Below are 14,580 nucleotides of genomic sequence, written 5' to 3'. Positions count from 1 at the left end.
CTGTTTAGCCGACCTTACCGATGGATTGAATAGGGCAGATTTTCCAGTCCCGTTCCAAAACGTTCACGCGCAGTCGCTGGAACGGGAACAGGAGAGGTCGATTGCCCTGCGGCGCAGAGACGACGCCGCACCCGATAGTTGGCAACAAGGAATGAAGACCGTGTCGTTGTTTCAGGTCTATGCAAGAGCGCTTCAGTATCTAGGCGTTCATAAGTTTCGAGTGTCGGCGATTGTGCTGGCCAATGTCGTGCTCGCTGCGATCACCATTGCCGAACCTGTTCTCTTCGGTCGTATCATTGACGCGATCTCTTCCAACGAAGGCGTGTCTTCCATGCTCTTCCTGTGGGCAGGGCTCGGCGTTTTCAACACCGTCGCCTTCGTTCTGGTCGCCCGTGAGGCGGACAGGCTCGCCCATACCCGCCGCTCGACGCTGATTACCGAGGCCTTTGGGCGTATCATTGCCATGCCGCTGTCGTGGCATAGTCACCGCGGCACGTCGAATGCGCTTCACACCCTCTTGCGCGCCTGCGAAACGCTGTTCGGCCTTTGGCTCGAATTCATGCGCCAGCACCTGGCGACTGCCGTGGCCCTTATTCTTCTCGTCCCGACCGCTATGGCCATGGACCTGCGCCTGTCTGCTGTCCTGCTCGTCCTCGGCATCCTTTATATCATCATCGGCAAGGTGGTGATGAGTAAGACGAAGGAAGGCCAAGCCGCCGTCGAAGACCATTACCATACCGTATTCTCCCATGTTTCCGATTCGATCAGCAATGTTTCGGTCGTGCACAGCTACAACCGCATCGAAGCGGAAACCCGTGCGCTCAAGGAGTTCACCAGCAAGCTGATCTCGGCCCAGCTGCCGGTCCTCGACTGGTGGGCGCTGGCATCGGCGCTGAACCGCATGGCATCGACCATCTCCATGATGGCCATCCTCGTGATCGGTACGGTTCTCGTGCAGCGTGGCGAGCTTGGCATCGGCGACGTCATTGCCTTCATCGGCTTTGCCGGCCTGCTCATCGGTCGCCTCGACCAGATGAAAGCGTTTGTCACGCAAATCTTCGAAGCCCGCGCCAAGCTGGAGGACTTCTTTGTTCTCGAAGACTCGGTGCGTGAGCGCGAAGAAGCTGCCGATGCCGGTGAACTGAACCATGTGAAGGGCGAAGTCGAATTTCGCGATGTATCGTTCAACTTCGCAAATTCTAACGAAGGCCTGCACAATGTTTCGTTTACGGCGAAGGCCGGCCAGACGATTGCGATCGTCGGTCCGACCGGTGCCGGCAAGACAACGCTCGTCAACCTGCTTCAGCGCGTCCATGAGCCTGCTTCCGGCAAGATTCTTGTCGATGGTGTCGATATCTCGACCGTGACCCGCAAGTCGCTGCGTCGTTCGATCGCCACCGTGTTCCAGGATGCCGGCTTGCTGAACCGCTCGATCTGCGAAAACATCAAGCTCGGCCGTGAAGATGCCTCGCATGATGACGTCGTGCGTGCTGCTGAGGCCGCTGCGGCTGCCGACTTTATCGAAGGTCGTCAGGGTGGCTACGATACCCACGTCGGCGAGCGCGGCAACCGTCTGTCCGGCGGTGAGCGCCAGCGTATCGCCATTGCTCGCGCGATCCTGAAGAACGCGCCGATCCTCGTGCTCGATGAGGCCACCTCGGCCCTCGACGTCGAAACCGAAAACCGCGTGAAGACGGCGATCGACAATCTGCGCAAGGATCGCACGACCTTTATCATTGCGCACCGTCTGTCGACTGTGCGGGAGGCCGATCTGGTGATCTTCATGGATCACGGTCGCATTGTCGAAATGGGTGGGTTCAATGAGCTGAGCCACAGCAATGGCCGCTTTGCCGCCCTGCTTCGTGCCAGTGGCATCCTGACGGACGTCGATGTTCGTATGAGCCATACGGCCGCCTGATCGGGCCAAGCCGCCCCGAATGATCTCTGGACCCTGCTTCGGCAGGGTCTTTTCGTTTCAGGCCCGCGCTGCCGCGCCCGAAGAGACCGAACCTAGCCAGTCGAGATAGCGCGCATAAGCGAAGTGAAGCCCGATACCCGCGGCGACATAGACCGTGCCCAGAATGGCGTTCTTGTCGGTCACGAAAACGAAAACTTGGCCGACCATGGCCAGTATCGTGCCGAAAATGAAAACCGGGAGCGAGTGACGCCCGATCACCACCAGAGGATGGTCGATCCTGAGCCTTACGAGGGCGCCGAGCGGTGGAAGGACGGCGAAAAGATAAGCAATCGCCAACACATGAAGAAGCCTTGGTGACGACAAGAAGGTCTTGTCGAAGCCGGTCAGTACGGCTGGCAGGCCGTAGGAAAAATCGATGCTCCACCAGGAAAAAACAACCCAGCAGAAGGAGAGGGCGACATAGCCTGCCGCCAGCCCGATCAGCAGCGGATGCCGCGGCAGTTGACCGCCTTCCCTGACGTGCATCATCGCTACGACGCCGATGACAAACAGGAACTGCCAGGACCAGGGATTGAGAAACCAGTATCCCTCATCCAGGAAATTCACAGGTGCAATTTGATAGATTCCGGCGAAAAGCCATAAGGTCCCCGAGAGGATCAGCAAAAGCAGGGCGCTTTTCGAACGCAGCCAAAGCATGCCCGGCAGCATGAGGAACAGCACCGCATACATCGACAGGATGTTGTTATAGCCGAGTTGATGACCCAGCAGCACCATGGCGACAAGGCCTTGTTCCGTGTTCTGGACGATGGGCAGGATGTTGATCTCACCGACAAGATCGTGCCGGCCAAAATAAAGCGCGCCACCGGCGAAGATCGCCAACGTGATGATGCTGGTCATAATATGGGCAATGTAAAGCGAGAAGGCCCTGCGCCAGACGCGGATGCTGATCGCGAGGCGGTTGCCCAAAACGAACTTCCGACCGTAGGCCACACCGGCAGAAAGGCCGGAGATCAGCACGAAAGCTTCGGCAGAATCGGAAAATCCGAAATTCTTCGACGTGAGATATTCGAAATATTGTCCCGGCACATGGTTGATGAAGATCATCAACAGGCAGAGGGCGCGGCAGACGTCAAGCCGCGAATCGCGCTGTACCACAGGCACCGCATTCGCCGTGTCGCCGCCGGTCGCAAGATGCATTCTCTGAAGCATTCATCGTCGCTCGCATTGTGGCGCCCCGCCCCGTCGCGAATGTTCCGATCGAATGTTCGGGAAACCGGCCTTGCATCAGCAAGGCCGGTTCAGGCCGTCACGGCGGCTAAAGCAATGTGCTTTCATGCGCGTTTTTTGTGACAGTTTTATTATCGATGCTGGCGGCAACCGTACCGTCGGCGTTGCGGCTCACGGAAATTTCGCGAACCTTCCCATCGATACGCAGCTTGGCGCTGAAGCCGCTCCAGCTCTGGGGCAGCGCGGGATCGACAATCAGCTCGTCACCACGCTTGCGAATACCGAGAATGCCCTCGACAGCTGCCCTGTAAAGCCACGCGGCAGAGCCTGTGTACCAGGTCCAGCCGCCGCGGCCGGAAAGAGCGCCCTCGCCGTAAATATCGGCGGCGACCACATAGGGTTCCACCCGATAGAGATCGGCAGCGTCCCGGTCCTTGGCATGGTTGACCGGGTTTAGCATTTCGAACGCATGCCAGGCGTCGTCCGCCCGCCCTTGCGCGGCCAGCGCCAGAACGACCCAGGTCGCTGCATGGGTATATTGCCCGCCGTTTTCACGAACGCCTGGTGGATAACCCTTGATATAGCCGGGATCCTGCGCTGTGCCGGAGAGCGGCGGCGTGAACAGCCGGATGATCTGGTGATCGAAATCGGCAAGTTCGGCGAGAACCGCGTCCATCGCCTGACGCGATCGCTCCGGATCGCCTTCCGCTGAGAGCACGCTCCAAGACTGCGCGATCGAGTCGATCCGGCATTGGCTTGCCTCGGCGGTGCCAAGCGGCGTGCCATCATCGTAGTAGCCGCGACGATAATGGCTGCCATCCCAGCCAGCCGTTTCGAGGGCCGCCTTGAGCGTTTCCAGATGCTTTTCCCAGGCTGCGACGCGGGTTGTGTCCGCGCGTTCCTGCGCAATCACGATGAACGAGCGCAAAGTGGCGGCGAGGAACCAGCCCAGCCAGACACTTGTGCCGCGCCCTTCAATGCCGACGCGGTTCATGCCGTCGTTCCAGTCGCCGCCAAGGATCAGGGGTAGGCCGTTTTCTCCTGTGCGCTGAATGGCAAGGTCGAGAGCGACGGCGCAATGCTCGTAGAGGCCAGCCTTCTGCTCGGAAACCGCAGGTTGAAAGAAGCTGTCGTGCTGGCCTTCCGCCAGAGCCGGACCTTCAATGAAGGCGATCTGCTCGTCGAGAATGTCCTTCGTGCCGGTGACCTTGCAGTAATACTGCACGGCATGGCCGAGCCAGACCACATCGTCCGAGATCAGGGTACGTACGCCTGCGCCATTTCCAGGCAGCCACCAGTGCAGAACGTCCCCTTCCGGGAACTGCCGGGCGGCGGCGTTGAGAATTTGCGCACGAGCCAGTTCCGGACGATGGACCAGAAACGCAAGCGTATCCTGCAACTGGTCGCGGAAACCGAAGGCGCCGCTGGCCTGATAAAATGCGGAACGCGCGAGGACGCGGCAACCGAGGCTCTGATAGGGAAGCCAGGCATTGACCATCGCGTTGAATGCCTTGTCCGGTGTGTCGACCGTCAGGACGTTGGTAAAGTCGGCCCAATAGGCTTTCGCCTCTTCCAGCATCGAATCGACCGATACCTTGAGCGCTTGCCCGATGATATCCCGAGCCTGCTCTTCATCGTCTCCATCACCGACGAGGAAGGTTATTTCCCTGACTTCGCCAGCCTTTAGCGTAAGATCGAGCGCCAGAGCGGCACAGGGATCCCCGTCAGCTTCGGTTGCACCCGAAAGCGTGGAGCCGGAAAGAACGGCACCCGGCGCCTGGATGCCGCCACTGCGGCCAAGGAACTCACGCCGGCTGGCGGTGAAGCCGCTTACGGTTTCGCTTGCGACGAAGAAGCTCGTGCGGCCGGAATAGTCGATGCTGTAAGGATTGGTCGCGAGCAGTGCTCCGGTCACGTCGTCATGCTTCGACAGCACGAACGGCGCGGTCTTCGACCGGTTGTTGCCGAGCACCCATTCGAGATAGCCGTAGACCTTGAGGTTGCGCTCGCCCGATGCGTCATTGCGAAGCTTCAGGCGGACAGCCTTGACCGGCAGCGTACGATGCACGGTCTGGGTTACCTCAAGCGAAAGATCGTCCTGCTTGCTTTCGAAAATCGAGTATCCAAGTCCGTGACGGGTTTCGAACACAGTCGAGCCGCGGCGCGACAGGCTGCCATAAGGCGTCACGACCGAACCGCTTTCCATGTCGCGGACAAAGATCGCCTCGCCCGGGCGGTTGCTGACGGGATCATTGGTCCAGGGGGTCAGTTGGTAGTCGCGCGAATTGCGGCTCCAGGTAAAGGCAGCGCCTTCGGCGGCCACATGGAAACCGAATGTCTCGTTGGAGATGACGTTGATCCAGGGCTGGGGCGTTGCTTCCCCGCCGCGCAGACGAGTGACATATTCGCGTCCGTCGTGGGAGAAACCGCCATAACCGTTCCAGAAATCCAGGCCTTCGCCGGAAATCTCCACCTTGATCTCATCCTTTGGCATGGCTGCCATTAAGGGCAATGAGCCCGTGGACTTTGCTTTCGAGGACGATGAGAAGAGCGAGCCGGCGCGACTGATCTGATCCGACAGCGTGCCGTTGCGGGCATGGAACACCGCACGCGAGGCTGAGAGCAGCGCCGACCAGGTTTGAGGCTCCATGATGTCGCGGCGCACCGCGAAGATATGCTGGCGAGGACCATCGGAAGCCCCGCGCAGGCGCAGGTTTTCGCACATCGCGTCCAGCGCATGCTGCATATCCTGCGCATAGGAAGCGGCGCGCTCGTTGACGATCACCAGATCGGCGGTTACGCCGCGAGCACGCAGATACTCCTGCGCCTTCAGCGCTTCACGGGCGATGTTCATGTCGACATCATCGTTGATGCGGACCGTGAAGATCGGGAAATCACCGGAGATCGCCAGCGGCCACAGGGCCGATTGCGGACCAAGCCCCGCATGCACGGTCGCCGAATCGGCACGCAGCTGCATATCGGGATAGGCAAGATAGCGGCCGAGCATCTGGAAGCTTGCGGCCTCCTGCGAGGTAATGCCGACATGGCGCAGCTGCACCTGACTGCGGGTCCAGGCGTGAATCTGCTCGTGGTTGAAGCTGTCGGGGTTGCGGTAGCGGTCGATCGCGCGGTCGACCTGCTCACGATTCGGCGCTGCGATCGTCCAGAAGACGATGCTGACCTTCTTGTTGGCAGGCACGCGGATCACGCGGCGCAGAGACATGACGGGATCGAGCGTATAGCCGTCCGTACCCGAGAGCGATGCGCCTTCGTCAAATGCCTGGGCCTCGGCGAGCGTGCGTCCGACGCCGACAAACCTGCGACGATCGGTTTCCGCCTCGGTGCGGCGTTCGCCACCGGAATCGTCGGCCACCAGATGGGCAATCTCCATATCCGGCTCACCGGGGCTGCGCTTATTGCGGCTGACCCGGATTGCATCGCCGCGCGGATCGATCTCGGTGCGCAGAAACATCTTTGCGAACAGCGGGTGAGCGCTGTCGGTATCGTCGGTCGTCAAAACCGGCTCGGCATAGGAGGTGACCTCAATGAAGCGGTCTTCCGAGCTTCCGTTCAGCAGGGTGAGGCGACGCCCTTCGGCATCGTGTTCGGTCGCGACAATGCACTCGACCTCGCTGGTGATATCACCAACGATCTTGATGAACTCGGCCTTGTCGTCGCCGAAGCGTGTCGTGGTCTTTTCGCCCGCCGCACGGCGCGGTTCGGCGGTGGCGGACCACCATTCGCCCGTCGTCGTATCGCGCAGGAACAGGAAGGTGCCCCAGCGATCTTCCGTCGGATCGGGCTTCCAGCGCACGACGGTCTGGCCATTCCAGCGGGAATAGCCGGAGCCGGTCGCGGTCAGCATGACAGCGTAATGGCCGTTGGAGAGGAAAACGGTTTCGCGATCCTTCTGCAGCGGCTCCTCGATGACACGTACTTCCGGACGCAGCAGGTCTTCCTGGCCTTTGCCCAGCGATTCCGGCTCGCGCTTGGCGTTCATGATCGGGATGTCGCGCGGGGCCTTTTCCTGCAGCAGCAGTTCGGCCGCCTCGATAACCGGATCGGCGTGGAACCATTCGCGTAGCCGCCCTTCGAAGACGACGTTGGCGACGGCCGCGATCGACATGCCATGGTGGTGGGCATAGTAGTTGCGCACCACGGCACAGGTCTGGCCTTCCGGCACGCGGGTCGGCGTATAATCCACCGCATCGTGGAAGCCGTAAACGCCGAGTGCGCCCACTGCGCGAAGACGATCGAGGTTTGCGAGCGCCGCCTTCGGGTCGTACATGCTGGCGAGGATCGAAGCATAGGGCGCGATGACGGCGTTCTGGCCGAGGCCGCGCTTGAGGCCCAGCGTCGGGACACCGAAGTTGGTGTACTGATAGGTCAACTCATGGTCACGCGCGTTGAAGGCGGCTTCTGAAATGCCCCATGGCGTGCCGAGACGGCGGCCGTGGTTCATCTGCTCCTGGACGATCAGATTGTTGGTCTGGTTGAGGATGCCGCCCTGACGCTCCTGCATGACAAGCGGCGGCATCAGATATTCGAACATCGATCCGGACCACGACACCAGGGCGCCGCGCGCACCGACCGGCACGACGGGACGACCGAGCTTGTACCAATGCTCCGTCGGCAGGTCGCCCTTTGCGATCGCAAACAAGCTGGTCAGACGGGCTTCGGACGCGAGGAGGTCGTAGCAGGCCTCGTCCAGTTCGCCGGTGTTGACGCGGTAGCCGATCGACAGCAGACGACGCTCCTTGCGGAACAGGAAGCTGAAATCCATGCTGAAGGCGAGATCGCGGGTGCGGTCGCGCAGAACGATCAGCCGCTGACGCAGGTTTTCGATGGCCGTAAGGTCAAAGACGCCGTCCGAGATATGCGCTTCACAGGTGTTGACGAGCAGCGCCGCCCAGTTTGAGACCTCGGTACTTTTGGCACTCTTTACCTCGTGATCGAGGTTGACCGCGAGCTTGTGCATGTCGCGCGCCAGGACCGCGAGGTTGATGACCCGGATCGAGGCGAATTCATGCTCGCGCTTCACCGCCTGCAGGGCGTTCTCGAAGCCGGTGATGCGCTCGTCGAGCAGTTTGCGCAGCGGGCGCACGGTCTTGCGGTCGTCCGGCAGCTCGGCGAGAGTTTCCTTCAGGATGGCCGCGACGTCGCCGATGCCGTCAAGGCTGCCCTGAACATGCGCGGAAGGGGCTTCTGCCCAGTCGCGGCACATGGAGGAAACTGCGATCAGGTGGCCGGCAAGGTTGCCCGAATCGACCGCCGAAATGTATTTCGGCTCCATCGGTTCCAGCGTGTCGGTCTTGTACCAGTTAAACAGGTGGCCGCGGAATTTCTGCATCCGGTCGATCGTGGCGACCGTTTCTTCCAGCCTGCGGATGGTTTCCTCAAAGCCGATCCAGCCGAAGTCTCGGGCCGACATTACCGAGAGCAGGTAAACGCCGATATTGGTGGGCGACGTGCGCTCGGCGAGAACCGGATGGGGCGTTTCCTGAAAATTGTCGGGCGGCAGGAAGTTCTGCTCGGCATTCACGAACTGCTCGAAGTAGCGCCAGGTACGGCGCGCGATCTTGCGGAATTCGCCGACGACGTGTTCTGACACAACAAGCTGGTCTTCGGTTTCTGCCGATTGGCTCACAAACCAGGCAATGGCTGGCGAAGCTATCCAGAGCGCGGCGAAGGGTATGCCGATAAAGGGCAGGCCCGTGTCGGAAATCGCCGCAAGCGCCAGCGAGACCAACGCCAGCGCCGGCGCAGTCCACATGGAGCGGTAATAGTCCCAGATCGTGCTGTCGGCGGCAGAACTCTGAACCTGCGCAGCGGTGCGCCATTCCAGCATCAGCTTGCCGCTGACGAAGGTGCGGTAAAGCGAGCGCATGATGGCATCGGCCATCATCGCCGCAGAATGGGCGATGAAGACGATGCGAAGGGCAACCTGTGCGTTGGCAGATTGGATTTCCGAGAGAACCGCATGCAGGTGGGCGCGGGCGACGATATCGCTGCGACGCGGCATGATGCTCGAGAGAAGCGAAAGCGTCGGGGCGACGAACAGGCTGAAAATCAGCACAAACTGCCAGATCAGTGCCTGGGTCGGTTCCATGTAGTACCAGCCCATAACGGATGCGACGAGCCAGGCGATGGGGATCAAAGAACGGCGAAGGTTATCGTACATCTTCCAGCGGCCGAGCGCCGACAAGCCGTTCTTCGGGTTGATGATATAGGGAAGCAATTGCCAGTCACCGCGCGCCCAGCGGTGCTGGCGCGACATTTCGACCTCGTAGCGGATCGGAAAATCCTCGACCAACTCGACATCCGTTACGAGGGCACAGCGCGACAGCGAACCTTCGAGCAGATCGTGGCTCAAAACCGCGTTCTCTTCGATCTTGCCCTTGATGGCGGTCTCGAAGGCGTCGACGTGATAAAGGCCCTTGCCGGTGAACGTGCCTTCGCCGGCGATGTCCTGATAGACGTCCGACACGGTGAAAACGTAGGGATCGATGCCGCGATTGGCAGAGAAGATGCGCTGGAAGGCCGAGGCTTCGCTGCCGGTCGTCAAGGACGGTGTGACGCGAGGCTGCAGAATGCTGTAGCCTGCCACGACCGTCTGTGTCTCCGGATCCACCACCGGGCGATTGATCGGGTGATAGAGCTTGCCGACGAGTTTCGTGACCGCATCGCGCATCAGGCGCGTATCGGAATCGAGCGTCATCACATATTGCACGTTATCCGGCACGGTATTGGCGCCGACGAGGAAAGAGGTGTCCTTGTCGCCACGCAGAAGCAGGTTCAGCTCGTGCAGCTTGCCCCGCTTGCGCTCCCAGCCCATCCAGGCGCCTTCGGACTCGTTATAAAGCCGGCGGCGGTGCAGAAGATAAAAGCGCGTACGGCCGTCATGGGCATAGCGTGCGGCAAGGGTGGCGATTTCACCCTTGGCATAATCCAGAACTTCTATATCTGCCGTGGTTTCCTCGACCTGGCTATCGGCCCAGTCGCTAACAAGGGCGTAATAGACCTCGCCCCGAGGATTTGCGAGGTAATGGACCTCAAGATTGCGGACGAGCTCATCAACATGATCCCGCTTCGAAATCAGGCAGGGTACGACGACCAGCGTGCGTGCGTCTTCCGGAATGCCCTCAAGGAATTCATAGCCCACCAGCCGTGACGGTGTGACGAAGAAGGTGACGAGCGTGTTGAACAGACCCATTGCGCCTTCGGAAGCCGGCAGCGCGAAGAGCAGAAGCATGATCAGCTTCGCGCCGCTCGGGATATCCATCGGGCTGACGAAGATATAGACCAGCACCATCGCCAGAATGGTCAACAGGATATTCGGCCCGGCAATCGCCATCCAGTCGAGCTTTCGGCTGGCGCGCACGATCCGCTGCACCACAGTCGGTCGATAGCCGATCCTGGCTTCCAGAAGCCGTCGCTTCTTGCCAACGAGGAATTCGCCTACATTGGCCTGACGGAGCGAGCCGTCTTCCTGCGGCGTTCCGGATTCCCCCCGCACCATGGAGAGCGCGAGTTCCGTGACCTCAAGTTCCGTATGACCTGATCGGCGTGCAAGGCGCTCGATGGTGTTGCGGTACTTGTTTCGCGAACCGAAATCGAGCGCCGAGTAATCAGAACCCTGCCGCAGCGCCTCATCGAGCTTGCTGACGCTTTCGAACCACACGGCCCAGTCGTTGTCGTCGATCTCACGCAGGCTGCGGATGATGTTGCTCATCGTCGCATTGCCGGAGGAAAGGCGGTTCTGCTCGGCAAGCAAGGCGCTTTCGACATCGCTGTCGCGTTTTTCGAGCTGTTCTTCCAGCCAGTTGATCACCAGTCCGGACGTCTGGGAGCCGTCACGCAGACGGTAGAGCAGCTGCGCGACGAAGGTGTTGTCGGCAGAAAGCGGTTCTATTTCTTTGAGAAGAACCTTGACCTTCTCCGTATCGTTCAGGCGGATCACCTGGTCGGCAATGTCATTGGCCTTGCGTCGCATGCCGCGCGAGCGATCGACGCGGATGGCGATGCGGCGCAGGTTTTCGATCAGCACGAAACGCAGCAGGGACGGCAGCGCCCAGAGTTCGCCGATCTTGAAGGTGCCGTGTTCCTGGAAGCCCTCGACCATGGCCGTCAGGTTTTCACGCGAAACGTTGCCATGCGTGTGGGCAACGTGCAGCCAAGCGAGCGCCAGGGAGCGAGGAATTGTAGCCCCATCGACATTGATCGTTGGCAGCTGGCGATAGAACTTGCGCGGAAAATCGCGGCGGACTTCCTGGATAGCCTCTTCGACGACATAGTGATTGTCGAGCAGCCATTCGGCCGCAGGCGTAATCGAAGCGCCAGCCTCGACGTCGCGTGCAATGACTTTGTAGACGCGGAAAATCTCGTTTTCATTCTCGCGATGGCGGGCGTGAAAATCGAGGGGGAAAAACGCCGGCAGTGTCGAGACGCCATTTACCGCGAGGTTCAAGCCGCAGGCCCGCAACTCCTCGATGGAGAAATAGGTCGAGCGTATCGAATCGTTAAAATCGATTTGCCTGGATTCAGCGTCGCGCGGTACGTTTGTATTTTTTTCGAGCATGGGAGCGGGTTCTGGGTCCAAGCGGAGTTTACGGGTGTGGTCCTCATTCTGTTCCGCCAGAGTGAGGCGCGCCCCTGATGAGCGACCTTGCGCCACCACGACCCTAGATACTCGTCGGTATCGCGCCGGCAGAGCTCCGGTTTCGCGCATGCGCGAAACCGCAACCTTGGGCATTGCCCGTCAGGGCATAGGACGTCGTGAAAGCAGCAGTCGGTTCAGGGCCGCGTGATGCAAGAAAGTGGCATTTTTTAGCCGTTGAGCCAATGCCTTGCAAGGATGTGGGATGGTCTGAAAGGCATAATATATTCCGTTTCGCTGTCAATGACATGCGAAGGCTGGCCACGGGGGCGAGACTGAATCTCGGGGCGGTCCTTGCCGTAATCGGATAGATGATCATCGCCCGCTAAACGCGGCTGCTGCCCGAAGGTTCCTTCGATCACCCCGACTGCGGGACCTGGGCAGTTATCCATGCGCGGAAGGCCTCGCTGACCGGGTTCTCCAGCTTTCCCTCCGGTATGACGAGATAATAGGAGTTTTCGGTCTGCATGGGGCAGTCGAAAAGGATTTGCAGCCGGTCCGTCGCCAGTTCCTGTTCGATCAGGTAGCGCGGAACAAGGCCAAAGCCCAGCCCCGCAACAGCAGCCTCGATCACCATTGAAAACTGGTCGAAGCGATTGCCGCGGTAGGCGGATTTCATTTCGGTGCCGTAAAGCTCGAACCACTGGGCCCACATTTTCGGCCGCGTTGCGAGATGAAGCAGAGGCTTGTTTTCAAGCTCGGTCGGTTCGTTCATCGGATGACGGGAAATGAGGGAGGGGCTTGCCACAGGCACGATGATCTCGCTGCAGAGGTAGCTGCAGATCGCATGCGCCCAGATCGGCTGGCCGTAGTGAATGGCGAGATCGAAATTCTCTTCCTCGAAATCGAAGGGCTTGGATCGCGAGGCAATGTTGACGACGGTGCCGGGATGGCGGGCGATGAAATCCGGCAGTCGCGGCGTCAGCCAACGGCTGCCGAAAGTCGGAAGAGAGGCGATGGAGAGCGACGAATCGGAGCGCGCAGAAGCCATGGCCCTCACCATCATCTCTTCCGACTGATGCAGAAGCCGCCGCACCTCCGGCAGAAACTTCTGGCCGGCATCGGAGAGCACGACGCGCTGGCGGATGCGCTCGAACAGAAGCACGCCGATCTGGCTTTCCAGATCCTTGATCTGACGGCTGACGGCGCTTTGCGTCAGGTTCAGCTCCGCCGCGGCCTGGGTGAAGCTGCCGTGTCGCGCAGCACACTCGAAAGCCTGGAGCGTGGTGATGTCCGGCACCAGCCTTCTGCTCAACTTCATTCCGACCTCGCATGATCATAGTCACAACGGGCGCAATCAAAGCTCATTCGGCTCCTATATGATCCGAAATGAGAATGATCACCTGTTCTATTCCTTAATGCGAGGCGTGTTGCCGTGAAAGAAAATAGTTTCGTTTCCACCGATGACATCCGCTCAGCCTTCTCGGCCGCAATGTCCGCCATGTACCGCACCGAGGTCCCGGCCTATGGCACGTTGATGGAACTGGTCGCGAAAGTGAACGCCGAGACGCTTTCTGCCGATCCGTCGCTCAAGGCGCGTCTCGAAGACACCGATACGCTGGAGCGCATCTCCGAGGAGCGTCATGGCGCGATCCGTCTCGGCACCCCTGCCGAACTTTCGATGATGCGCCGCGTCTTTGCCGTGATGGGCATGTATCCGGTCGGTTATTACGATCTTTCGACCGCAGGCGTGCCGGTGCATTCGACGGCTTTCCGTCCGGTTGGAGAAGAGGCGCTGAAGCGCAATCCTTTCCGCGTTTTCACGTCTCTCTTGCGTCTCGATCTTATCGACGATGTGGCCCTGCGTGCCGAAGCCGAGGAAATCCTTTCCCGCCGCCAGATTTTTACGCCGCTTGCCATCGCGCTCACCGAAAAGGCCGAGCACGACGGCGGTCTGAATAAGGCTGATTCCGATCGCTTCGTTTTGGAAGTGCTGGAAACCTTCCGCTGGCATGACAAGGCCAATGTCAGCCCGGCGATGTACCGCCGCCTGCATGATGCGCATCGTCTGATCGCCGATGTGGTTTCCTTCAAGGGGCCGCATATCAACCACCTGACGCCGCGCACGCTCGACATCGATGCCGTTCAGGCTCGCATGCCAGACTATGACATCGCGCCGAAGGCCGTTGTCGAAGGCCCGCCAACCCGCAAATGCGCCATCCTCCTGCGCCAGACCTCATTCAAGGCGCTTGAAGAGCCCGTTTCCTTCCAGAATGCCGATGGCAGTTGGCAGGAAGGTTCGCACACCGCCCGTTTCGGTGAGATCGAGCAACGGGGTATCGCGCTGACACCGAAAGGGCGCTCGCTTTATGATGAACTGCTGAACGCCTCGCGCAAGATCGTGCGTCCGGCCGCCGACGGTTCCAATGCCGCGGAATATGAAAAGGCCCTTGCCGACGCTTTCGTCGATTTCCCGGACACATGGGCTGAAATCCGCGCCAAGGGTCTCGGCTATTTCTCCTATTCGCTCACGGAAAAGGGCCGCAAGGCCGGTATCGTTGCGTCCACGAATGTTGACGGCCTGATCGCGGCCGGTCTCGTTCAATTCGACCCGATCGTCTATGAAGACTTCCTGCCGGTCAGCGCAGCGGGTATCTTCCAGTCGAACCTGGGTGACGGCGCTGCCCAGGAGTTTGTCGCAAGCCCGAACCAGCAGCGTTTCGAAATCGATCTCGGCGCGACCGTGCTCAATGAGTTCGATCACTATGCCCGTATCGAGCAGGCATCGATCGATGACTGCATCCGGGCGCTTTCAAAGCCTGAAGCTGCCGAGTAAGAG

General features: G+C 60.0%; 5 protein-coding genes. 2 read left to right on the top strand and 3 right to left on the bottom strand.

Features of this window, described 5'->3' with window-relative positions; all coding sequences use genetic code 11:
• Window positions 1–160 precede the first annotated feature (160 nt).
• Window positions 161–1,918 carry a glucan ABC transporter ATP-binding protein/ permease gene (locus BLX89_RS15010; RefSeq protein ID WP_075291955.1) on the top strand — a complete coding sequence of 586 codons (1,758 nt, stop codon included), beginning with the start codon at window positions 161–163 and terminating at the stop codon, window positions 1,916–1,918.
• A gap of 57 nt (window positions 1,919–1,975) precedes the next feature.
• On the opposite strand, the gene BLX89_RS15005 is transcribed toward BLX89_RS15010, so the two are convergent.
• The 3 genes from BLX89_RS15005 to BLX89_RS14990 form a co-directional block, all read right to left on the bottom strand.
• Entirely contained in the window at window positions 1,976–3,127 is a 1,152-nt protein-coding gene (locus tag BLX89_RS15005) for an OpgC family protein (RefSeq protein ID WP_075291747.1), read from the bottom strand.
• A 106-nt stretch (window positions 3,128–3,233) separates the two neighbouring features.
• Window positions 3,234–11,723, bottom strand: a complete 8,490-nt coding sequence (locus BLX89_RS15000; RefSeq protein WP_143523632.1) for a glycoside hydrolase family 94 protein — start codon at window positions 11,721–11,723, stop codon at window positions 3,234–3,236.
• A 436-nt stretch (window positions 11,724–12,159) separates the two neighbouring features.
• Complete coding sequence (locus tag BLX89_RS14990) at window positions 12,160–13,062, bottom strand: LysR family transcriptional regulator (protein ID WP_075291743.1); 903 nt, start codon at window positions 13,060–13,062, stop codon at window positions 12,160–12,162.
• Window positions 13,063–13,176: 114 nt separating this feature from the next.
• Between BLX89_RS14990 and hglS the strand changes: the two genes are divergently transcribed.
• Window positions 13,177–14,577 (top strand): 2-oxoadipate dioxygenase/decarboxylase HglS, encoded by a 1,401-nt coding sequence (hglS, locus tag BLX89_RS14985; protein ID WP_075291741.1) that lies wholly within the window; start codon window positions 13,177–13,179, stop codon window positions 14,575–14,577.
• Window positions 14,578–14,580: the final 3 nt, after the last annotated feature.

This window comes from Pararhizobium arenae, assembly GCF_001931685.1.
GTDB lineage: Bacteria > Pseudomonadota > Alphaproteobacteria > Rhizobiales > Rhizobiaceae > Pararhizobium > Pararhizobium arenae.
Note: the sequence above shows the minus strand (reverse complement) of the source record. Positions and strands in the feature narration are given on the sequence as shown.